The organism is Micromonospora sp. LH3U1 (assembly GCF_028475105.1).
Lineage (GTDB): Bacteria > Actinomycetota > Actinomycetes > Mycobacteriales > Micromonosporaceae > Micromonospora.
The window spans coordinates 2,170,488-2,192,390 of record NZ_CP116936.1 but is presented as its reverse complement, the minus strand read 5'-3'; the positions used below and the strand labels follow the sequence as shown (position 1 = coordinate 2,192,390).

Sequence of the window (21,903 nt, the reverse complement as noted above, 5' to 3'; positions counted from 1 at the left end):
AAGGGGCTGGCGGCACGCCCCGGGGGGACGTCGGATGGATCAACGCGGTTGAGCGGGCCAGACACCTCCGGCGAGGTCGTCGAGCTGCGGGTGCACGGGGTGTCCGGCGCGAGCGCCGGAGAGGTGCTGGGCCTGCAGCAGACGGCGCAGGTCGCGGGTGACCGCAGTGGGGGCTTCTACCGGCCGCGCCCCCGGTGTTCGGAGACCACCGGGGCGCATGGGGTGACGCTGGAGGCGTACCGCTGGGGTGACCTGCCATCCGGAAGCGCGGCCCGCACCCTCGCGGTGGTTTTCCTGCTGCCGTTCATGCTGGTCAACGTAGCGATCTGGATGCGCCCGGCGAATCCCGGCTCCGCGGCCACGGTCAAGTCTCTGTGCCGGGTGCTGGCGCTCACGCTCACCGTGCTGTACGTGCTCGCCATCGCCGGTGTCGCCCTGGATCTGATCGGCTGGAAGTGCCTGTCCTCGCCGCGCTGCCCGACCGGGCGCAGTTGGTTGTCCTGGTTGAACGAACGGCCGGTCGGACCGCGCCTGGCGGTGCTCGCGCTGGTCCCGGCCACCGCGATCGGCCTGATCTGGCGGATCAGCAACCGCCCGGGGCGGACGTTCGACGCGTTCCGCGCGCCCGATCAGTCCGGCTCCGTGTCTCGACTCGGCACGGTCGGTCAGTGGAACGCCGAACCGCTGGTGGGCCGGTTGCGCTCCATCCACGTCGCCGCCGCGTTCGCGACGCTGGACCTCACGCTGCTCCTGGCCCGGGCCGCCGGCGGCGCCACGGCGGCCACGATCGCGTTGACGGTGGCCACCGGGGTGACATTGACGGGCTGCGTGGGCCTGCTCTGCACGCCCCCGCTGATCGATCGGGCCCCTGACGATCGACGGCTCGACGGAATCACCCGTACGCTCCGGACCGCTGCCATCGTCCTGACCATCGTCGTCCTGGCCTACCTGCTGGCCAGCCCACAGCCGTGGCACGAGGGGCGCGGGCTGCCCGGCTACGACGCGACCCTGGCCGGGTTGTTCATCGCCCAGACGACGTTGTTGGTCGCCCTGTCCGTGGTGCTGCTCTGGCGCCGGAACCGGGAGCGAGGCGCCACCCCGCTGTTCGGGCTGGGCGCGCTCGTGATCGCGGCCGCCGGGGTCAGCCTGGCGGTGGCGTACTCCGCCGAGTTGGTCTACCGGATGGCGGACTTCCTGGATCGCGACGTGCCGACCGGGGAGGGCATCGCCACCGGTCCGCCCCGGGCATACACCTGGGCGATCTTCGGCTTCTTCCGCGCGGTGCTGGTCACGCTGATCGTCGCGGGCCTCGTCATCCTGATCTCCCGCCGCGGTCGGCGCCGGGCTGCGGCGGCGATCGTCGCGTGCGACTACCCGGACCCACCGGCGGAGGCCAGGCCCCGACTGCGGCAGGTCCGAGATGCGATAGCGCGGGCTCGGTTCACGGAGAAACTGGTGCCGCTGGCCGTGCTCTACGGCTGCCTCTCCGGGCTCGGCACGGCCACCACCACCATTGGCCTCCTGGGGCACTTCCCGGGCGACGTCATCGAGCGGAACGCGGGGTTGCCGGCGGACGCGGTCACCTTCGGCATCGCGTTCGGCAGTTGGGTGATCGCGGCCATCATCCTGGGCCTGATCATCGGTGGTGTCTTCGCCTACCGGACCGTCCCGTACCGGCGGCACGTCGGCGTCCTCTGGGACCTTGGCACCTTCTGGCCTCGGGCCGCCCACCCTTTCGCACCAACCTGCTACGCCGAACGCGCCGTGCCGGAGCTGACCCGCCGAATCACCTACCTCGTCGAGAGCGGCCATCCGGTGCTGCTCACCGGACACAGCCACGGCTCGGTCCTGCTCGCCGCCACGGTGCTCCAGTTGCCGCCGCAGGTCGCCAGTCGGGTCGCCCTGCTCACCCACGGGTCACCCCTGCGCCGGCTCTACGCGCGACTCTTCCCCGCCTACGTCGACGACGCCGCACTGCACGAGATCGGCCGCCGGGTCGGTTGGCGCTGGGTGAACCTGTGGCGCGACTCCGACCCCATCGGCGGCTGGATCTTCTCCGCCCACCGGTCACCCGCGCCGGCCACCACCAGCGACCCGGCCGCCATTGTGGATCGCCGACAGCGCGATCCCGACGACGTCGTGACGCCAGCCAGCGACAGCGTCCCCCCGCCCATCCACGGGCACTGGCCGGACGAATCCGACGAGCCGTTCACCGAGATGGTGCGGGAGTTGGTGCAGCGCCTCGGTGAACGAGCCGATCCGCCTGTCACACCGACGTAGCGGGTTGGGTCACTTACCGCGGCTCGCCCGCGTACGCCAGTCGTCGAGGCGCGTACCGGCGATGCGCGCGCCGTCGGCCGGGACGAGCGAGCGTTCGCCCACCGTGGCACCGAAATACCGGGCGCCGGGGTCGGCCTGCACCGAACGAGGGTCCTGCTGGGCCCCGAGGATGGACCGGCCCAGTTCGTCGAGGCGGAACTGCTCCGGGCCAGCGACCTCGACCACAGCGTTCGTCGGCGCGCCGACCACGACCTCGGCCACCGCGGCGGCGACGTCGTCCGCGGCCATCGGCTGGATCAGCACCGGCGCGAGGTGCACGGTGTCGCCGTCCGTGGCGGCGTCGATGATGCCCTGGACGAACTCGAAGAACTGCGTGGCGTGCACCAGCGAATACGGGATCCCGGACGCGCGGATCAGCTTCTCCTGGGCGACCTTCGCCCGCATGTAGCCGCTGTCCGGAAGCCGGTCGGAGCCCACGACAGAGAGCGCCACGTAGTGGCCCACCCCGGCGTCCGCCGCAGCGGCGAGGAGGTTTCGGGTGGACGTCTCGAAGAACTTCAGCACGGCGGCGTCCTCGAACGACGGCGAGTTCGACACGTCGACGACGACGTCGGCACCGGTCAGCGCTTCGGCCACTCCCTCACCGGTCAGTGTGTTCACGCCGGTCTTCGGCGATGCCGGCACCGCCTCGTGGCCCTGCGCACCGAGGCTGTTCACGAGCTTGGAACCGATGAGGCCACTGCCCCCGATGACGACGATCTTCATGGTCGAACCACGTCCTGTCTGCACTGGGTTGAGTCGTGCTGCCAACCAGTAAGACGGAATCCGTGCGCTGATGCGGGACAATCGCCGCAGAACAGTTCGACGAGATGACCCCAACCCCCGGAGGTCGACGTGGCCGCGGTATCCCACCCGGTGTTCGCCAGGGTCTACGAGCGGCTCAGCGTCGCCATGGACCGCGCCGGCACCGCGGAGTTTCGGCGGGACCTGGTCGCCGGCCTGTCCGGCCGGGTGATCGAGATCGGCGCGGGCAACGGGCGGATGTTCTCCCACTACCCGCCGGGAGTGACCGAGGTCGTCGCGGTCGAGCCGGAACGACGTCTACGTGCCGCCGCCGAGCGCGTGGCGCCGACCGCGCCGGTTCCGATCACGGTCATCGACGGTCTGGCCGAGACGCTGCCCGCCGGGGACGGCGAGTTCGACGCGGCCGTGGTCGCGTTGGTGTTGTGCACCGTGTCCGATCAGGCGGGTGCGCTGGCCGAGGTCAGCCGGGTGCTGCGCCCCGGCGGCCAGCTACGTTTCTTCGAGCACGTCGCCGCCGAGAGGCCCAGCGGTCTGCACCGAACCCAACGACTTGTCGACGCGACACTGTGGCCGAAGTTCTTCGCCGGTTGCCACACCAACCGCGACACCGTCGCGGCGATCAGGGTGGAAGGGTTCGTGATCGAGGACCTGCGCCGGTTCCGTTTCCCGGCCTCCAGCAACAGCCCGTCCTCGCCCTGCGTTCTTGGACGGGCAATCAGACCGACCCCGACTGCCCTGCGATAGGGACTGGGGCCACCCGGCCGTTCAGGCCGGTCCGCTGCCGCAACTCCCCCCGAATGCAGGAAACGCGAAACCAGCGAACAGGAACGCGAAGAGCCGTCCTTTTTGCATCGACGGGTTCCCGGATTGTCCCGTTTTGGCCCCATATGCATGGCCGGCGTGATGTGGTGGTCACCACGCTTCTCGGCGTCATATAGGACGTGTCGCGCAGGACACGGCTCGCGAGACGTTTTCCTGCGAGTAGTACCCACGGAGGGTGTTCTGTGACAGCTAAACCCAATCTTCGTCTACGGCGGCGAGCGGTCATGCCGGCGCTCGCGGCGGCCGCAGCGGCCGCCATGGCGGCCAGCTTGCTGCTCTTCAACTCCACTGCGGCCAGCGCTGCGGACGCACCGGTCAACCTGGGGACGGCCGCTGACTTCTCCGTCCTGGCCGGAGCCGAACCCACGAACACCGGTCCCAGCTTCCTGGCCCAGAGCCTTGGGCGGTTCCCGGGCAACACCGCGTCGGGCTTCGGAACGGCAACCATCGGCGGCGAGGTCCACCTCGGCGACGCGGTCGCTCTCCAGGCCCAGAGCGACCTGACCATCGCCTTCAACGACGCCGCCGGTCGGACTCCGTTCACCAACCTTCCCGCGGAACTCGGTGGCAACACGCTCAACGCCGGGGTCTATCGGATCGGGGCCGCCCAGCTGACCGGGGCATTGACGCTCAACGGTCAGGGCGACCCGGCGGCCGTGTTCATCTTCCAGGTCGACTCCTCGCTGACGACGGCGTCGAACAGCAGCGTCGTCCTGACCAACGGTGCTTCGGCCTGCAACGTGTTCTGGAAGATCGGCAGCTCGGCGACGATCGGCACGGGAACCACCTTCGTGGGCACCATCATGGCTCAGGCAGCGATCACGCTGGCCACGGGCGCGACCCTCCAGGGCCGCGCGCTGGCACGAACCGCCGCCGTCACGCTCGACACCAACGTCATCACCGCACCGGTGTGCGCTGGGCCGACCGGCCCGCCCGGACCGACGGGTCCTCCCGGGCCCACCGGCCCAGCCGGACCGTCCGGTCCGCCCGGCAGCCCCGGCGCACCGGGCAGCCCTGGAGCGCCCGGTAGCCCCGGAGCACCGGGCAGCCCCGGAGCACCCGGCAGCCCCGGAGCACCTGGCAGCCCAGGCGCACCAGGCAGCCCCGGCGCACCGGGAGCACCCGGTAGCCCTGGCGCACCCGGTAGCCCCGGCGCACCTGGTAGCCCCGGAGCGCCTGGTAGCCCCGGAGCGCCCGGTAGCCCCGGAGCGCCCGGTAGCCCCGGAGCGCCCGGTAGCCCCGGAGCGCCCGGTAGCCCCGGAGCGCCCGGTAGCCCTGGCGCACCCGGTAGCCCGGGCGGCAAGACCCCCATCCTGCCGGTGACCGGCGGTGGCGTGGTCCCGGCCATGACAGGCACGGGAGGTGTCATGGTCGCGCTGGGCGCGCTCGTGTTCTTCCTCGCCCGGCGTCGACGTCAGGAGTCCTGATCGGTGGCCCGGCCGGTGACCATGCCGGCCGGGCCACTCCAGGACCGACCATCGGTCCGCCGTCGGCCCACCCCCAGCAGGGGTGGGCCGACGGCGTGTGCGCCAGGTCGCGCGGCTTCAGCTACGGGGCAGGGCGGCCAGCCAGTCGTCGAGGTCCGCCGGGGAGCGCAGTAACACCACGGGCGGCGCGGACGGGTCGGCCTGCCAGGCCCGCATCCGCCGTCGAGCCCGGCCGAACGCGGTGATGTGCCACACCAGGATCGAGTCCCGGGACAGCACGCTGCTCAGTGATTCGCGGTTGCCGTTGCAGATCTCCTCGCGTGTCACCACCCGGCGGACGGTGCGCCGTAGCAACCGTCCGTAGGAACACCACCGTGGATAGTCGAGGCCGACGACGAGGTCGGCACGAGCCATCGGTACGTCCCGCCAGCCGTGGTACGCCCCGTCGATGATCCAGCGGTCCCGTCGGCAGATCCCCTCGATCCGGCTGCGCTGCTGGGCGACCGGCACCTCGACCCAGCCCGGCTGCCAGAGCAGATCGTCCACCGGATACCAGGGCAGTCCGAGGTGTTCGGCCAAGCGCGCCGCGAGGGTGGACTTGCCGGAGCCGTACACGCCGTAGACGAGGATGCGACGCGGTGCGCTCATCGCGGCAGCGTACGTCGCGAGGAAAAATCGCTTGTCGTTCCCGACGTGCTCCGCGAGAGTGACGTCCATGACGTACTGACGGACACCACCCCTGCTCCGCGCCCCCGAGTGACGCCTCCCCGGGGCCGCGCCGCCGTCCGTTCCTGCGTTCTCAGCGAGAAGTGAGCAACCTTGTCCCCGCACCACGCCCCTCGTAAGCCCCTGCCCACGTCCACCCCAGCCACGGTCACGGTGTTCGCCTCGCCCGCGAGCTGGATCGAGTCCGATGCGCTCGCGCAGTGTCAGCAGGTAGCCGCCCTCGACGGCATGATCCACGTTGCCGCGATGCCGGACCTGCACCCCGGCAAGGGTGCGCCCATCGGTGCGGCCTTGGCGTCGACGGTGTTGTACCCGTTCCTGGTGGGCTCCGACATCGGCTGCGGCATCGCCGTGTTCCCCGTCAAGCTCAAGCGTGCCGTACCGGAGCGGCTCGCCTCCCGGTTCCCCGACCTCGACCGCGCCCTGGACCCGGAGCAGGATGCCGACGACCCCGCCTGGTCCGTCGTCCAGGATGACGTTCCGGCCGGTCACCTGGACGGCCTCGGGACGGTCGGCCGAGGCAACCACTTCGTCGAGCTGGCACGCGTCGACACGATCGTCGACTCGACCCATGCGAGTCGACTCGGGCTCGACGCCGGCGATCTCGTGCTCATCGTCCACAGCGGTTCCCGCGGTCTGGGCGAGCGGATCCTGCGGGCGCACACCGAGGTCCACGGCGCCGGCGCCGCCCCCGATCCCGCCGCCTACCTGACGATGCACGACGACGCCGTGCGCTGGGGATCGCTCAACCGCCGGGTGCTGGCCGCCCGGGTCGCGTACGCCCTGGGGGCCGAGCCCACCCCACCGATCGTCGATCAGTGCCACAACCTGGTCGAGGTGCGCGACGGGGTCTACCTGCACCGCAAGGGCGCCGCGCCGGGTGACGGCCGCGACGTCCTCGTCGCCGGCACAAGGGGCACGTCGTCCTACCTGGTGGCCGCCCACGCCGGTCCGGACGCCAACTATTCCGTGGCGCATGGCGCTGGCCGCAAGATGTCTCGCGCCGACGCCCTGCGACGGGGCCGGGCCAAGCACACGGTCGAGGAGCTACGCCGCACGCCGGTGGGCTCGCTGGTGGTGTGCGGCGACCGTCAACTGCTCTTCGAGGAGGCGCCCACGGCGTACAAGCGCATCGAGCAGGTGATCGCCGACCTCGTCGAGCACCAGTTGGCCACGCCGGTGGTCAGCACGACTCCTCTGGTCACCTACAAGACGCCCGAGCTCGGGTCCACACCACGCCCGGAGCGGCGGGGCCACCGCGGCGGGCGAGGCCGGTCGTGAGCGCGCTCCTGCTGTTGTCCGCCGGCCGTGGCCCGCAGGAATGCGCCTGGGCCCTGGCCCAACTGCTGCACCGCTTGAACGGAGACGGCACCCGACGAGGTCTGACGATCGAACAGGTCCAGGTGGTGCCCGGTGACCGCTCCGGCACGTACCGATCGGCGCTCATCGAGATAACCGGAGCCGACGCCGAGGCGTTCGCCGCCTCGTGGACCGGAACGTTGTGCTGGCAGGCCCCCAGCCCGTACCGGGCGAGCACGGGCCGGAAGAACTGGTACGTCACCGCCCAGCCGCCCCAACGCGACGCCCAGTCGACGACGTTCGCCGAGGCGGACGTCGACATCGTCGCCTGCCGTACCGGCGGGCCGGGTGGCCAGCACCGGAACAAGGCCAGCACGGCGGTACGGGCGACGCACCGCCCCTCGGGCATCGTCGTCGTGGTGGACGAGGAGCGGCAGTTCAGCCTCAACCGCCGTATCGCCCTGCAACTGCTGCGGCAACGGATCGAGCACGGCGACGAGGCGGCGCGGCGTGCCGTCACCACCGCCCGGTGGCACATCCACGACGAGCTCGTACGCGGCGACCCCGTGCGGGTGGAACGTCCGGAGCCCCAGCGGCCGGGCCGCCGAGGCTAGCGGGCCGGGTCAGACCTCCAGCACCGCGTCCGCGAATGCCTGGGATGCCTCCTGCGGCAGGTTGTGCCCGACACCGCCACCGACGGTCCGGTGCTCGTACTGCCCGGCGAACTGCTTGCCGTAGACGGTGGGCTCCAGGTGGGGCGCACCGTTGGCATCTCCTTCCAGGGAGATGCTGGGCACCGTGATCTTCGGTTTCGCGGCCAGGCGCTTCTCCACCTCGTCGTACTGTGGCTCGCCGGCGGCGAGGGCCAGCCGCCACCGGTAGTTGTGGATCACGATGTCGACGTGGTCGGGGTTGTCGAACGCTGCCGCGCTGCGGTCGAACGTCGCGTCGTCGAACATCCACCTGGGCGACGCGGTGTGCCAGATCAGCCTGGCGAAGTCGCGCCGGTTCTTGTCGTAGCCTTCCCGCCCGCGTTCGGTGGCGAAGTAGTACTGGTACCACCACGCGAATTCCGCCTTCGGCGGCAACGGCACCTTGCCTGATTCCTGGCCGTCGATCAGGTAGCCGCTGACCGAGACCAGCCCTCGGCAGCGCTCGGGCCACAGCGCGGCCACGACATCGGCCGTACGCGCACCCCAGTCGAAACCGGCCAGCTTCGCTGTGTCGATTTTCAGCGCGTCCATGAGGGCGATGAGGTCGAGCCCCATGGCCGCCGGTTCGCCGTTTCGCATGGTGTCGTCGGACCGGAATCGGGTCGTGCCGTAGCCCCGCAGGTACGGCACGACGACCCGGTAGCCGGCCTTGGTGAGCAGCGGTACGACGTCGACGAAGCTGTGAATGTCGTACGGCCAGCCGTGCAGGAGGATCGCGGCGGGGCCGTCGGGTGGCCCGGCGTCCACGTACCCGATGTTCAGAACTCCGGCGTCGATCTGTCGCACATCCGCGAACGACGCCCCTGCACCAGCCTTCGCCATTGACCTCTCCTTGCGTCCCGCACCGCTCGGATGTGCTGGCAGGCATGAATGTAGAGGCCTGCCACGGACCTTGATCGCGCTTTGCGCAACGCCCGCTCGGCCTCTCGCGAGCTGGCTATGATGCCCGCCTCGTTAGCGCCGCCGGTGACGGTCGCTACCCCGCCCACCGCGCCCCTGGGCGAGAAACGACCGTAGGGTGATGGCATGGCTGAGCGACCTCTGACCCTGATGGCGGTGCACGCCCACCCCGACGACGAGGCGACGAGCACCGGTGGCGTCCTTGCCCGCTATGCCGCCGAGGGGATCACGACGGTGCTCGTGACCTGCACCGACGGGCGGTGCGGTGACGGCCCCGGTGGGGTCAAGCCGGGTGACGCGGGGCACGACCCGGCCGCTGTCGTGGCGATGCGCCAGGCCGAGCTGGAGGCGAGCTGCGCGGTGTTGAAGGTCAGCCACCTGGAGACCCTTGGTTACGCCGACTCCGGGATGATGGGCTGGCCGACCAACGACCAGCCCGGAGCGTTCTGGACGACGCCGGTCACGGAGGCGGCGGGCCGGCTCGCGGAGCTGATCCGGCAGTACCAACCAGACGTCATCGTCACGTACGACGAGAACGGTTTCTACGGCCACCCGGACCACATCCAGGCTCATCGGATCACCATGGCCGCCGTCGAGATGACGGACATTCCGGCGAAGGTGTATTGGACCACCGTGCCGAGCACGGCGTTCGAGGAGTTCGGCCGGATCATGCGGGAACTCGGCGTCGACTGGGCCGAGCCGGACGAGGCGGCGGAGCCGGTGCCGCAGCTCGGCCTGCCCGACGACGAGATCACCACCTGGGTGGACACGAGCAGCTACGGCGCACAGAAGTTCGACGCGCTGGCCACTCATGCCAGTCAGACCGAGAACATCTTCTTCCTGCAACTGGGCCGGGATCGGTTCACCGAGCTGATGGGTGTGGAGACCTTCGTCCGGGTCGGTGACCGGACCGGCGCGCCGACACCCGAGGACGACCTCTTCGCTGGTCTGCGCTGATCGGCTTGGATCAGTCTCCGTAGCGACGCCAGGCATCGTCGGCCACCGTGTCGACGCCAGAGCGGCGTGGTCGGAGAACCGGTGCCGAGGCACGTCCCTGCGGTGGACTTCGAGATGACGTCACCGTGGGCGAGCGTGTGATGCAGGCGCTCGCCGTTGACGACAAACGGAACGACCCGGCTGCCGCGATCGACCCTCGAAAGTTTCGCGGGCAGCGCGCGAGGGGTTCCGCAGCTCATATGACCAATTTCCGGAAGTTTTCAGCGTTGACGCCGAGACATCGACACCTTTAACGTTTCGAGCAAGTTTCCGGTTTCCGGCCGGAACTACCGGCCCGCCCACCATCAGCCACAACCCGGGCGCCCGATCCCGCTCCCCACCCGCCAGCAGCCGGACCCGCAACTTTTTGATCGACAAATGTCTATCGATGATGTGGAAAGGAAGGCAGATGAAGCTGAGACAGTGGACGACCGTCGGCGTGGTCGCCGTCGCGACCGTTGCGGCGCTGAACACCGTGCCGGCCACCGCGAGTCGGCCGTACGACCCCACGGCGCAGAGCCTCGCCGCCCTCGGTCAGCGCCACGGCCTCCAGATCGGCACCGCCGTGAGCGGTGAGGCGCTCAACGACGCCAGCGACCCGCAGTACCGCAAGCTGGCCTCCTCCGAGTTCTCCTCGGTCACGGCCGAGAATGCGATGAAGTGGGAGAGCCTGGAGCCGACCCGCGGCACCTACGACTGGGCGGCGGCCGACCAGCTCGTCGAGTTTGCCAAGCGCAACCGGCAGAGCGTGCGCGGTCACGTGCTGGTCTGGCACAACCAGCTGCCCGGCTGGCTGACCAGTGGCGTCGCCGACGGTTCCATCAGCAAGCAGGAGCTGCGCGAGTTGCTGCGCAAGCACATCACGACCGTCGTCAACCGCTACAAGGGCAAGATCTGGCAGTGGGACGTGGTCAACGAGGCGGTCAGCGACCCGTGGGACACCCCGTCGACCCTGCACTACAAGGGCTTCTGGGCGCAGAACCTCGGGCCCGGCTACATCGCCGACTCGTTCCGCTGGGCGCGGGCCGCCGACCCCAGGGCACTGCTGTTCTACAACGACTACAACATCGAGGCGTTCGGCTCCGGCAACCCGGCGGACGACAAGACCCAGTTCGTCTACGACATGACCAAGGGACTGCGCGCCCAGGGCGTCCCGATCGACGGCGTCGGCTCCCAGGGGCACCTGGGCACCCAGTACGGCAACTACGACACCCTCCAGGTGACCGCCGCGCTGAAGAAGTTCAGCGGGCTCGGCGTCGCCACCGCGTTCACCGAGGTCGACGTCCGCAGCCAGATGACGGAGGGCGTCCAGTCCGGCAACTCGGAGGAGATCAACCCTCGGCTGCAGGCGTCGGCAGCCAACTTCAGCGTGCTGATGAAGGCGTGCCTCGCCGTACGAAGCTGCCTGTCGTACACGGTCTGGGGTTTCAGCGACAATCACTCCTGGGTGCCGGACTGGTTCGACGACCCGCCGGAGGGCCTGGCCACCATCTACGACGAGAACTACCAACCCAAGCGGGCGTACCACGAGCTGAAGTCTGACCTGATCTTCGCTGGACCGCCGTACGTCCTGCCGCGCATCGCACCCAAACCCCGGCGCTGACCCGCGGGCTCGGCTGATCCGACGGCGCGGACACAGCCGTGAGGCCGTGTGGGGCTTCGCGAAGCCCCACACGGCCTGTTCATCACCACAGACGTCGACGTTCGACTCACGTTCGGTCGTCTCGCGCAGCCGTACGGACGCCATCGGATTACTGGTGCCGGTTCTACCGGCATATCGATGCAGTTGGTGTAACTATGGCAGGCGTGGGAACTGCGAAAACTGCCATGCCTGCGATTTCGCCGCTGACCGGCGATCCAATCAAGCGGGCCGATGCCGAGCGACTCGCGGGGGTGCTGAAGGCATTCGCCGATCCGGCTCGACTCCGGCTGCTCAGCCTGATCCAGTCCGCGCCGGAAGGTGAGGCGTCCGTCAGCGACCTCACCGCGGCGCTCAACCTCTCCCAGCCGACCGTGAGTCATCACCTTCGGATCCTCACCGAGGCCGGCCTGCTCGAGCGCGACAAGCGCGGGGTCTGGGCGTATTACCGCCTGGTGCCCTCCGCGATCGCGCAGATCGCCGACCTGTTGACGCCGCCCCGAAAGCGGGCCACGAAGAAGGCCCGCTGAGCGAGCGTCGGCTGACACCTCACATGCGCTCAAGGGTTCGGATGCCGAGCAGGTGCAGCCCCTGCCGCAGGGTCCGTGCCGTCAGCTCGGCCAGCAGCAGCCGGCTCTCCCGCAGCTCGTCCGGGGCACGCAACACCGGGCAGCGCTCGTAGAACGCATTGAACGTGGTCGCGAGCCGGTGCAGGTAACCGGCGAGTTGGTGGAACTCGAGGCTCCGCTCCACCTCGCCGACCACCCCGCCGAAGCCGAGCAGCTCGACCGCCAGCGCCCGCTCCACCGGCTGCGCGAGCACGATGGGCGTGTCCTGCCGCGCGGCCGTTCCGGCGCGCCGGAACACCGACCGGATACGGGCATACGCGTACTGGAGGTAGGGCGCGGTGTTGCCGTCCAGGGAGAGCATCCGCTCCCAGTCCAGGACATAGTCCTTCGTCCGATCGGTGGACAGGTCGGCGTATTTGATCGCGCCGATGCCCACGGCGCGACCGATCTCGGCGGCGGCCTCGGCGTCCAGTTCCGGGTTTCTGCTCCGGGCCAGCTCGGTGGCGCGGGCGACCGCTTCCTCCAGGAGCCCGACCAGCTTCACCGACCCGCCGGCACGGCTGCGCAGCATCCGCCCGTCGGCGCCGAGGATCGAACCGAAGCCCAGATGCTCGGCCCGGGCCGGCGGGCACAGCCAACCGGCCGCCTGGGCAACGGCGAACACCATCGCGAAGTGCTGCCGCTGCGGCAGCCCGACGACGTACAAGAGCCGGGTCGCGCCCAACTCGCCGACGCGCTGGCGCAGCGCGGCCAGGTCGGTGGCCGGGTAGCCGTACCCACCGTCGCTCTTGCGCACGATCAGCGGCAACGGCTCGCCGTCCCGGCCGGTGAACCCGGCCGGAAAGACACAGTCGGCCCCGCCGCTGGGCATCAGCAGACCCAACCGGTCCAGGTCGTCGACGACGCCCGCGAGCAGGTCGTTGTAGGCGCTCTCGCCCCGAAAGTCGTCCCTGGACAACGTCACGTCGAGCAGGTCGTACACGGTCAGGAAGTACCGCTCGGACTGCGCCACCAGCAGCCGCCACAGCCGCAGCGTCCGCTCGTCGCCACCCTGCAACGCGACCACCCGCAGCCGCGACCGTTCCCGGAACGCCTCGTCGGCGTCGAACTTCACCCGGGCCGCCCGATAGAAGGTGTCCAGGTCGCCCATCGACAACTCGTGCGCGGCCCCGGCCTCGCCGAGGTCGGCCAGGTGCTCGATCAGCATGCCGAACGGTGTCCCCCAGTCGCCCAGGTGGTTGACCCGGACCACGCGGTGCCCCAGCCAGTCCAGCAGCCGTACCGCCGCATCGCCGATGACGGTGGAGCGGAGATGCCCGACGTGCATCTCCTTCGCCACGTTCGGCGCTGAATAGTCGACCACCACGGTCTGCGGCGCCGCCGTCGACGGCACCCCGAGCCGGGCGTCGCCAGCCAGCCCGGAGACCAGGTCGGCCAGTGTCCGGTCGGCAACGGTCAGATTGAGGAAGCCCGGTCCGGAGACCTCCGCCGACACGCAGACGTCGTCGAGCACCGCATGCTCCAGCACCGCGGCGGCGATGTCGCGCGGCGGACGACCGAGCCGCCGGGCCAGCGCCAGCGCCGCGTCGGACTGGAAATCCGCGCGCGGTGACCGCCGCACGAGCGGGTCGACCGGGCCGCCCGCCACCGCCGCGAACGCCGGCGCCAACCGGTCGGACAACAACCTTTCAAGATCCATGAGTACGCCGATCTCACTCGGACCCACGCTGTCACGTGAGCCGTTGAATGGGGGAGATGCGAGCGGACCGAGGACGACCAGTGACTGACCGGCGGCTCGATCCGCCGGTCGCAGGAAACAGGTCAGCGCGGGCGGGCGACGGATCGCCGGCGTCGCCGTGCACCGACCTGGACGTCACACGACGGTCCGGTGCACTGGGCGATCACGCTGGTCATGCGGGGCAGCCTAGCGGCCCGGCCGGTGTGGCGACACCCCGATTCCCGGGGTCCGGTCGGCCTCCGCCGGCTGCGCGTGTCCGTTTCGGACGGCGCGTCGTAGGGAACTGTTTCGGCACAGCCGAGGGGTGATCATGAGCCGATACCGACCGCTACCGCCCGCCCGTACGCGAAGGGTGCTTGCGCTGATTCCGCTGGTCGGCGGCATCGCATTTGCCGCCGCCTGCACCACTACTGAGGACCCACCCGGCTCGGCCCCGTCGACTGCGGGACCGACGACCGCATCGGCATCAGCGAACCCGACAGACCGACCACCGGCGAGCACGAGCACCCCGGCGACCATCCCGACGTCGGCCTTCGTCGAGTTGCCGCCCGAGTTGCGGAAGTCTCCCCGACGGACGACGCCTGTCGAGGACGCCCTGCCGAAGCTGTGTGCCAACGAGTTCGGCACCGGAGGCCGACAGGTCACCGCGAGCGCCGCGATGACCGTCACCTACAAGTCGGCCGAGGACACGGCTGCCAACGTGCCGCAGGGGATGATCCACCAAACCATCTTCACCTTCGATGGCGACGGCGCCTCGGCGTACATGGCACGTCTGCGCACCGCCGTGCAAGCGTGCCCCTCCTTTGACCAGTCCGGGAACCCGGTCACCGTCAAGGTGCAAGCTCTGCCGGGCGTCGGCGACGAGACCCTGCTGCTGGGCCGGACGTGGGCCGAGACGAGCCTGAACGGGGAACGCACCGGCGGCAAGGCGTCCAGCCAGATCGCCGTGGCGCGCGTCGACACCACGGTGACGGTGTTCGACGACCAGGGCTGGGAGGGCGCCAGCGGCAACCCCGCCATCATGGACCGGGTCGTCCGCGACGGCGTACGAACCATCGACGCCTGGCAGCGGTAGTCCGCGACGCCTCGGCCTGGTCGAGCCCAGTCCGGTGGAGCGGCTGTTCGTCAACCCGCCCTGCCTCGCCGATCATGGAGTTGTGGTGGGCGACAAAGCAGCCGCCATAGCACCAAAATGGGCACCACACCTCCATGATCGACGGGGGTTCTGGGTCGGATCATGGACAACGGGGCGTGGGCCGCGCTCACACCCGGAGACTGAGTTGACGTGGGCCGCTAGCCACCGCAACCACAGCACCTCGCGATGTAGGAGGTCATCATGTCGGACGGTCAAGGGGCGAAGACGTCGCGGCTTCCGCCGCGCTGGTTCATCCGTCTGGCCTGGTCAGTGCATCGAAGCCTCTACCGGGTCTCTGGCGGCCGGGTCGGCCTGTGGCGACCGCGCACGACCGGCTGGGGCACGCTGCGGCTGACCACTACCGGCCGCCGCACCGGTCAGCAACGCAGCGTCATCCTCGGGTACCTGGAGGATGGCCCGAACCTGTTCTCGTTGGCGATGAACGGGTGGGGTGAGGGTGAGCCGGCCTGGTGGCTCAACCTGCGGGCACATCCGGACGCGTCCGTCGATCTGGTCGGCGGGAGGCGGCTGGTACGCGGTCGCGCCGCCACCGGCGACGAGCGGTTGCGACTGTGGGCACGCTGGCGCGAGGTCGAGACGAACCTCGACGTCCACGCGGCGCGAAGGCCGTCCGAAACCGCGGTGGTGGTGCTGGAGCCCAGACCGGGTGGCAGTTCCCCGATGCAATGATGCGACTCGTGACTTCCTCGCCTGCCGATGCGCTCGACTTCCGTGGCGTGCGACGTGCCTACGACACGGTGGCCGAGGACTACGCCACCTACCTGCCGGACACGCGCGCCGAGGCACCCCTCGACCTCGCCATGATCGACGCGTTCGTCGAGGCGGTGACGTCGGGAGGCGACCTGCGGGTTCTCGACGCCGGATGCGGCCCTGGCCGGATGAGCAGGTATCTCACCGAGCGCGGGTGTCTGGTGCGGGGAGTCGATCTGTCTCCGGGCATGGTCGCCAGGGCCCGACGGGACCACCGCGACCTGATGTTCACCGCGGGCTCGTTGACCGCCCTCCCCTACCCGGACGACCAGTTCGCCGGCGTGCTGCTGTGGTATTCCACCATCCACACACCTCCCGCCGGGCAGGCGCGCGTCTTCGCGGAGGCGGCCCGCGTCCTTCGCCCATCCGGCCACCTGCTCGTCGGATTTCAGGCCGGCGAAGGCACCCGCGACGTGTCGCCGGCGTACCGCCGGTTCGGCCACGAGATCCAGCTTGAGCGCTATCGCTACACGGCGGACCAGGTCGCCTCCGAGATCGAGGCCGCCGGCCTGCGCGAAGAGTGCCGCCTGGTGCGGCGTGCTCGGGGCACGGAGCGGGACGACCAGGCGTTCCTGCTGGCCAAAGCCCCCTGAGTCAACGGCTGAGGGCGACCCACAGGCCCAAGCCGAAGTTCACGACCAGAATGATCGCGCCGACGACGGCGAACCACCGCTGCCATGCCGTCCACCGGACCGTCCTCTGTGACTCGACGATGCCCGCCTCCTCCACCCGGACGGCAGCGATCCTCTCCCGCTCGCTGTCGTCCCGGCGATCCGAGGTCACAGTGGCGCTGAACAAGGCGACGTTGGCACGCAACTCCTCGGTGAGGGCATGCAGCGCCCTGGTCATCGAGTCGATCGAACCGTTGATCTGCCGCAGGTGTTCATCGTGCCCCTGCAGACGCTGCTCGATGCGTCCCGCGCCGAGGCCACGGTTGTAGGCAGCCAAGTTCTCGGCGTCTTCCGGGCGCGTCACGACGGTCTCCCCGGCCCCGGCGATGAGGCATCGAACCCGAACACCGGCGTGACGGTCGTGGCGGTCATCCGGACAGGTCGGTGCAGGGACGTGGTGCTGGTGAGACACATGGCCCCGTACCTCCTACTGACCACCGCGCCAACCGGTCGGTCGATGCTTCAGTCGTACCACTCGGAGACCGGGAATGCCACTGCTCGATTCTGACAAAGCCGCAGGTCAGAGCCGTATTACGGCCAGCAGTTGCCCTTCCCCCTTGCGTCGTTCCTCAACGAGAGGTCGGGGTGTCCTGGTGCGGAGGCTGGGGGTGCTCGACGGGGTTGGCGTCGTAGCCGGCGGCCTGGAGGGCGAACAACTCGGCGTACCGGCCACCGGTGGCGACGAGGTCGTCGTGGGTGCCGGCCTCCACCAGCCGTCCGTGGTGAAGGACGAAGATCCGGTCAGCGTGGCGGACGTTCGCGAGCCGGTGGGTGATGAGGATCGTGGTGGCTCGACCCCTACGATCGCGGATGGCCTGGAACAGGGCGTCCTCGGCGCGGGGGTCGAGCGCGGACGACGGCTCGTCCATGATCAGCAGTTCGGCGTCGCGCAGGAACCCGCGGGCGGCGGTGATGCGCTGCCACTGCCCGCCGGAGAGGTCCTGTCCTCGCGCGAAGGTCCGGTCGAGCAGCGTCTCGTACCCGTGCGGAAGCTCGTTGATCATGTCGTGCGCGACCGCGCGGGCGGCGGCGGCCTCGATGAGGTCCTGCCGGGCCTCGGTGTCGACGTCACCGATGGCGATGTTCGTCGCCGCGGTGAACGGCCATTTGTGGTATTCCTGCGTCACCACCGCGGTCCGGGCCCGCAGCCCGTTGACGTCCCAGTCCGACAACGGTCGGCCGTTCCATTCGATGCTGCCCTCGGTGGGGGCGCGGAGGCTGGCGATCATCGCGGCGAGGGTCGTCTTCCCCGAGCCGTTCTCCCCGACGAAGGCGACCGTCTGCCCGGCGGTGATCGTCAACGTGACGCCGTCGACGGCCGGGTTGTCCCGGTCGGGGTAGCGCAGGCTCACCTCGCTGACGGTCAACTCGCGCAGCCGTTCGGGACTGGCAGTGGCCGCGGGTCGTGCGGTGTCCGGCAGGTAGGCGTCGGCCCTGGTCATGAAGCCCGTGTAGTCACCGAAGTGCTGGCCCTGGGTGTAGACGTGGTCGACCTGGAAGGTGGCGATGGCCAGGGACCGCTGCGCGGACTGCACCGCGATGACGCAGGTCGCCGCGGCGGCGAGCGGAATCTGCCCGTCCAGGAGCAGCAGCCCGAGCAGGGCGTAGACGGTGCCCGTGGCAATGCCACCGATGATCGCCCCGACCGTGGTTGTCGTGGTGACCCGGCGGGCGAGCGCGAGTTGGATGTCGGTCTCCACCTGCATCACCCGGTCGTACTGATCGAGCAGGAACCCGCGCAGCCCGTACGAGCGCAACTCCGGGGCCGAGGCACGTTCGGCCATCAGCTTGTGCAGCAACCACAGTCGACGCCTGCGCACCGACCCGGTGGTGTACGTCTGGTATCGCAGGTGCCCGGCCCGCAACGATGCCCACGCGTTGGGCACCGTGGCGACCAGCAGGGCCAGCAGCAGCAGCGGGTGAATGATGATGACGGCGGCCGCCACGGCGAGCAGCCCGGCCAGCCCGGCGAGCAGGTTCATCGACGCCTGCACCAGCGCGATCGTCGACTCGGTGCCCCGGGAGGCGCGTTCCATGTCGTCGGCGAACGCGTCGGCGTCGAACGCCTCCAGGCGCACCGCCGTGGACACTTCGAACAGACCCCGCTCCACCTCGCGGCTCACCCTCGGCGTCAAACCGTTCTGCGCGTACCCCGTGGCGATGCCCATCCCCGCGCGTAGCGCGACCGCCGCCGCCAGCACGGCCAGTGCGGGCAGCGCCGCCCGCACCTTGTCCGCCGTCGGCCCGCCAGCGAACAACTCCACCAGAACCCGCTGCGTGGCCAGCAACCCGAAGGCCGCCATCACCCCCGCCCCGACCGTCGCGGCGGCCACCACGCCGGTACGGAGTCGGTCCGCGCGCCAACTGATGCCCAGCGCTGTCCGCACGAGCCCGGGCAGCTCCGCGAACACGGCGAAGACACCGGCCTCCGCCCGCGCCCGCACACCCGTCTCCCACCACATCTCCCGCAGCTCCGGCAACACCGACTCCGTCCGGCCAGCGCCGGGTTGGTGTGGTGGAGTGCGGCCGGCCTCTGCCGTGGCAGTCTCGATCATGGACGTACCTCCAGGGGTGGTGGAGCCGTCGCCACCTCACCTGCGGGCAGACAGCGGCGGGTTTCTGGAGGATTGGACCACCCGACGGTAGCTCTAGGCAATCACTTGCACACTCGCAGTCATGAGATTGAGGTTGGCCGGGAGGTGCCCTGTGATCACTCCTTGCGCAGGACGTCCAGGTGCGCTCTCAACGCTGCGGCGATCTCGCCCGCCGCCAGGACCTGCTCCGGCGAGAGGGCGTCGACGAAGAACTCCCGAATGGCGCGCAGGTGCGGGAAAGTGGCTCCCCCGAACGCCTCGGCCCCGGCCGGCGTGAGCAGCACCTCCGACCCTCGGGGAACGGTTGCGCACTCCTGGCGGCGGACGAGGCCGCGCCGCTCCATCCGCCCCAGATGGTGGGAGAGCCGGCTCCGCTCCCAACCAATGCGTGACGCGAGTTCGGACGAACGCATCGCCTTGTCCTGCGCCTCACTGAGGGCGAGCAGCACGGCGTAGTCCCCCGTCGAGAGCGCGGAGTCGCCTTGCAGGCGGGACTCGAGCCGTGCACCCAGCGCCTGCGTCGTCTCGATGAAGTCCCGCCAGATCCGTAGCTCCTCCGCGGTAGGGAGTTGGCGTCCTCCGCGCCGACCGGGTGTGGTCTCCGTCATGTCACTCTCCCGGGAATTGACGTGTCAATCGCCAAGTTAGCATCATTGACACGTCAACCGGTAGGGCCGCTCGCGGGTCGCCGGCGGGGAGCACGAGGAGGAGACGATGACAGCAGCGGGCTTCGAACTGGGGCTCAACTCGTTCGGGGAGGTGGCCACCGACGGCGGCCGGGTCCTGAGCGACGCTGAGACCGTACGGCTGCTCGTGGACGAGGCGCGGCTCGCCGAGTCGGTCGGACTCGACGTGTTCAGCCTCGGTGAGCACTACCGGGAGGGCCACAACGACTCGGCGACACCCGTGTTGCTCGCGGCAGCCGCGACGGCGACCGAGCGGATCCGCCTCGGCACCTCGGTCACCGTGCTCAGCACGAATGATCCGGTACGCCTCTACCACGAGTTCGCCACCCTCGACGCCGTGTCCAACGGGCGCGCCCAGATGGTTCTCGGACGCGCGTCGGCGACCGAGTCGTTCCCACTGTTCGGCTACGACCTGACCGACTACGAGCGGTTGTTCGAGGAGAAGCTGGACCTCTTCCTGCGGCTTCAGCGGGACGAACCGGTCACCTGGTCCGGCACCGTGCGAAGTGCCCTGGTCGAGCAGCGCCTGCATCCACGGATGCAGCCGGGCGGCATCCCGACGTGGATCGGCGTCGGGGGAAGCCCGAACTCGGTGGTCCGCGCCGCCCGGCACGGACTTCCGCTCATGCTCGCGATCATCGGCGGGCGACCCCAGCGGTTCGCCGGCCACGTCGAGCTCTACACCAAGGCGCTCGAACAGTTCGGGCATACCCCGCAGCCAATCGGGCAGCACTCTCTCGGCCTTGTCGCAGACACCGACGAGGAGGCGGTGGAGACGTGGTGGCGATACTGGCAGCCGGTCGTGGCGGCGCTCGCCGAGGAACGCGGCTTCTACAAACCGGACCGCACACGCTACGAGGCCGAAATCGACCACGGGGCGCTCTTCGTCGGGTCACCCGAGACGGTGGCGCAGAAGATCGCCACGGTCGCCCGCGACCTGCGGCTGAACCGCTTCGACCTGAAGTACGACATCATGCACCTGCCCCGCGAGGCACGCGCGCGCACCATCGAACTGCTGGGCAGTGAGGTCGCGCCGCGGGTCCGGGAGCTGCTGGCGAAGGAGCCCACCCATGTCTGACCTCTTGTTCGGCCTCGACACGTTCGGCGACGTACCGGAGGACGATGCCGGCAAGCTCGTTTCCCACGCCGCCGCGATCCGGCAGGTCGTCGACGAGGCGGTGCTCGCCGACCAGCTCGGCGTCGACGTCATCGCCCTAGGCGAGCACCACCGGCCGGAGTACTCGGTGTCGACGCCGGAGACGGTGCTGGCCGGCATCGCCACCCGTACGTCGCGGATCCGGCTGGCCTCCGGCGTGACGGTGCTGAGTTCGGACGACCCGGTCCGGGTGTTCCAGCGCTTCGCCACCGTGGACGCGCTGTCGAACGGTCGGGCCGAGGTCATCCTCGGTCGCGGCTCGTTCACCGAGTCGTTCCCCCTCTTCGGCTACGACCTGCGTGACTACGACACGCTGTTCGAGGAGAAGATCGAGCTGTTCGTGAAGTTGCTCGACGAGAAGCCGGTCACCTGGAGCGGCACCCTGCGTGCCCCACTGGAGAACGCCGACGTCTTCCCCAAGACGGAGTCGGGTCACCTGAGCACCTGGGTCGGCGTGGGTGGCTCACCGCAGTCGGTCGTCCGCACCGCCCAGTACGGCCTTCCGCTCATGCTCGCCATCATCGGCGGCGCGCCCGAGCGCTTCGCGCCCTACATGGACCTCTATCGGAGGGCCGCCGAGCAGCTCGGTACGACCGCGCACCCGGTCGGGATGCACTCGCCCGGCTTCATCGCCGACACCGACGAGGAGGCCAAGGAGGTGTACTGGCCGCACTACCGCGTCATGCGCAACCGGATCGGCGCACTGCGGGGCTGGCCCCCGATCCGCCGCCAGGAGTTCGACTCCGAGGTGGAGAACGGCTCGCTCTACATCGGCTCACCGGAGACCGTGGCCCGGCGGATGGCCCGCGCGATCCGCAGCCTCGGCGTCGGTCGGTTCGACCTCATCTACTCGGCCGGAGCGCAACCGGTGAGCGCCCGGATGCGTGCCGTGGAACTGTACGGCTCCAAGGTGATCCCCATGGTCCGCGACATCCTGGCCGCCTGACCAGCGCATACGGGCGCACTTCAAGACCAGG

At 69.9% G+C, this 21,903-nt stretch carries 20 protein-coding genes and 1 pseudogene; 13 read left to right on the top strand and 8 right to left on the bottom strand.

Features of this window, described 5'->3' with window-relative positions; genetic code table 11:
* Positions 1-48 precede the first annotated feature (48 nt).
* The gene (locus tag PCA76_RS10030) at positions 49-2,280 is read left to right on the top strand and encodes a hypothetical protein (protein ID WP_272616861.1); all 2,232 of its coding nucleotides are present in this window, start codon (positions 49-51) and stop codon (positions 2,278-2,280) included.
* A 9-nt stretch (positions 2,281-2,289) separates the two neighbouring features.
* On the opposite strand, the gene PCA76_RS10025 is transcribed toward PCA76_RS10030, so the two are convergent.
* Positions 2,290-3,045 carry an SDR family oxidoreductase gene (locus PCA76_RS10025; protein WP_272616859.1) on the bottom strand — a complete coding sequence of 252 codons (756 nt, stop codon included), beginning with the start codon at positions 3,043-3,045 and terminating at the stop codon, positions 2,290-2,292.
* A gap of 129 nt (positions 3,046-3,174) precedes the next feature.
* Here PCA76_RS10025 and PCA76_RS10020 point away from each other — a divergent pair, with 129 nt between their 5' ends.
* Together PCA76_RS10020 and PCA76_RS10015 are read left to right on the top strand one after the other, a co-directional pair.
* A complete protein-coding gene (locus tag PCA76_RS10020) occupies positions 3,175-3,828 on the top strand; it encodes a class I SAM-dependent methyltransferase (RefSeq protein ID WP_272616857.1) in 654 nt (217 codons plus the stop codon).
* Positions 3,829-4,130: 302 nt separating this feature from the next.
* Positions 4,131-4,748: pseudogene (locus PCA76_RS10015) on the top strand (ice-binding family protein); the annotation flags it as partial.
* A 55-nt stretch (positions 4,749-4,803) separates the two neighbouring features.
* On the opposite strand, the gene PCA76_RS10010 reads toward PCA76_RS10015, so the two are convergent.
* On the bottom strand, positions 4,804-5,190 hold the full coding sequence (locus PCA76_RS10010; RefSeq protein WP_272619832.1) for a hypothetical protein: 387 nt from the start codon (positions 5,188-5,190) through the stop codon (positions 4,804-4,806).
* Between the two features lie 260 nt (positions 5,191-5,450).
* A complete protein-coding gene (locus PCA76_RS10005; protein WP_272616855.1) occupies positions 5,451-5,981 on the bottom strand; it encodes an adenylate kinase in 531 nt (176 codons plus the stop codon).
* A gap of 171 nt (positions 5,982-6,152) precedes the next feature.
* Between PCA76_RS10005 and PCA76_RS10000 the strand changes: the two genes are divergently transcribed.
* Together PCA76_RS10000 and prfH are read left to right on the top strand one after the other, a co-directional pair.
* A complete protein-coding gene (locus PCA76_RS10000; protein WP_272616853.1) occupies positions 6,153-7,340 on the top strand; it encodes an RNA ligase RtcB family protein in 1,188 nt (395 codons plus the stop codon).
* Positions 7,337-7,972, top strand: coding sequence for a peptide chain release factor H (gene prfH, locus PCA76_RS09995; RefSeq protein WP_272616851.1), 636 nt, complete (start codon positions 7,337-7,339; stop codon positions 7,970-7,972). Before PCA76_RS10000 ends, prfH begins: the two co-directional genes overlap by 4 nt.
* Positions 7,973-7,981: 9 nt before the next feature.
* Here the strand turns inward: prfH and PCA76_RS09990 are convergent, their stop codons facing one another.
* Positions 7,982-8,893: an alpha/beta fold hydrolase gene (locus tag PCA76_RS09990; RefSeq protein ID WP_272616849.1), complete on the bottom strand. Its 912-nt coding sequence runs from the start codon at positions 8,891-8,893 to the stop codon at positions 7,982-7,984.
* A 204-nt stretch (positions 8,894-9,097) separates the two neighbouring features.
* Between PCA76_RS09990 and PCA76_RS09985 the strand changes: the two genes are divergently transcribed.
* From PCA76_RS09985 to PCA76_RS09975, 3 genes are all read left to right on the top strand, one after another.
* Entirely contained in the window at positions 9,098-9,928 is an 831-nt protein-coding gene (locus PCA76_RS09985) for a PIG-L family deacetylase (RefSeq protein ID WP_272616847.1), read from the top strand.
* Positions 9,929-10,376: 448 nt separating this feature from the next.
* Positions 10,377-11,570 carry an endo-1,4-beta-xylanase gene (locus tag PCA76_RS09980; protein ID WP_272616845.1) on the top strand — a complete coding sequence of 398 codons (1,194 nt, stop codon included), beginning with the start codon at positions 10,377-10,379 and terminating at the stop codon, positions 11,568-11,570.
* A 224-nt stretch (positions 11,571-11,794) separates the two neighbouring features.
* Entirely contained in the window at positions 11,795-12,136 is a 342-nt protein-coding gene (locus tag PCA76_RS09975) for an ArsR/SmtB family transcription factor (protein WP_272619274.1), read from the top strand.
* Positions 12,137-12,155: 19 nt separating this feature from the next.
* On the opposite strand, the gene argS is transcribed toward PCA76_RS09975, so the two are convergent.
* Positions 12,156-13,874 (bottom strand): arginine--tRNA ligase, encoded by a 1,719-nt coding sequence (argS, locus tag PCA76_RS09970; RefSeq protein ID WP_272619272.1) that lies wholly within the window; start codon positions 13,872-13,874, stop codon positions 12,156-12,158.
* 349 nt (positions 13,875-14,223) lie between these two features.
* Here argS and PCA76_RS09965 point away from each other — a divergent pair, with 349 nt between their 5' ends.
* The 3 genes from PCA76_RS09965 (at position 14,224) to PCA76_RS09955 (ending at position 16,412) form a co-directional block, all read left to right on the top strand.
* Positions 14,224-14,988 (top strand): hypothetical protein, encoded by a 765-nt coding sequence (locus PCA76_RS09965; protein WP_272616843.1) that lies wholly within the window; start codon positions 14,224-14,226, stop codon positions 14,986-14,988.
* Between the two features lie 261 nt (positions 14,989-15,249).
* On the top strand, positions 15,250-15,738 hold the full coding sequence (locus tag PCA76_RS09960) for a nitroreductase/quinone reductase family protein (protein WP_272616841.1): 489 nt from the start codon (positions 15,250-15,252) through the stop codon (positions 15,736-15,738).
* A gap of 8 nt (positions 15,739-15,746) precedes the next feature.
* Positions 15,747-16,412: a class I SAM-dependent DNA methyltransferase gene (locus PCA76_RS09955; RefSeq protein ID WP_272616839.1), complete on the top strand. Its 666-nt coding sequence runs from the start codon at positions 15,747-15,749 to the stop codon at positions 16,410-16,412.
* 1 nt (position 16,413) lies between these two features.
* Here PCA76_RS09955 and PCA76_RS09950 read toward each other — a convergent pair whose 3' ends face one another.
* The 3 genes from PCA76_RS09950 to PCA76_RS09940 all read right to left on the bottom strand — a co-directional run bounded on the left by PCA76_RS09950 (position 16,414) and on the right by PCA76_RS09940 (position 19,692).
* Positions 16,414-16,794 (bottom strand): hypothetical protein, encoded by a 381-nt coding sequence (locus PCA76_RS09950; protein ID WP_272616837.1) that lies wholly within the window; start codon positions 16,792-16,794, stop codon positions 16,414-16,416.
* Positions 16,795-17,059: 265 nt separating this feature from the next.
* Positions 17,060-19,045, bottom strand: coding sequence for an ABC transporter ATP-binding protein (locus PCA76_RS09945; protein WP_442930213.1), 1,986 nt, complete (start codon positions 19,043-19,045; stop codon positions 17,060-17,062).
* 155 nt (positions 19,046-19,200) lie between these two features.
* Positions 19,201-19,692 (bottom strand): MarR family winged helix-turn-helix transcriptional regulator, encoded by a 492-nt coding sequence (locus PCA76_RS09940; RefSeq protein WP_272616835.1) that lies wholly within the window; start codon positions 19,690-19,692, stop codon positions 19,201-19,203.
* 106 nt (positions 19,693-19,798) lie between these two features.
* Here PCA76_RS09940 and PCA76_RS09935 point away from each other — a divergent pair, with 106 nt between their 5' ends.
* Both PCA76_RS09935 and PCA76_RS09930 read left to right on the top strand, forming a co-directional pair.
* The gene (locus tag PCA76_RS09935; RefSeq protein WP_272616833.1) at positions 19,799-20,848 is read left to right on the top strand and encodes an LLM class flavin-dependent oxidoreductase; all 1,050 of its coding nucleotides are present in this window, start codon (positions 19,799-19,801) and stop codon (positions 20,846-20,848) included.
* Positions 20,841-21,872: an LLM class flavin-dependent oxidoreductase gene (locus PCA76_RS09930; protein ID WP_272616831.1), complete on the top strand. Its 1,032-nt coding sequence runs from the start codon at positions 20,841-20,843 to the stop codon at positions 21,870-21,872. The genes PCA76_RS09935 and PCA76_RS09930 overlap by 8 nt, the downstream gene beginning before the upstream one ends.
* Positions 21,873-21,903: the final 31 nt, after the last annotated feature.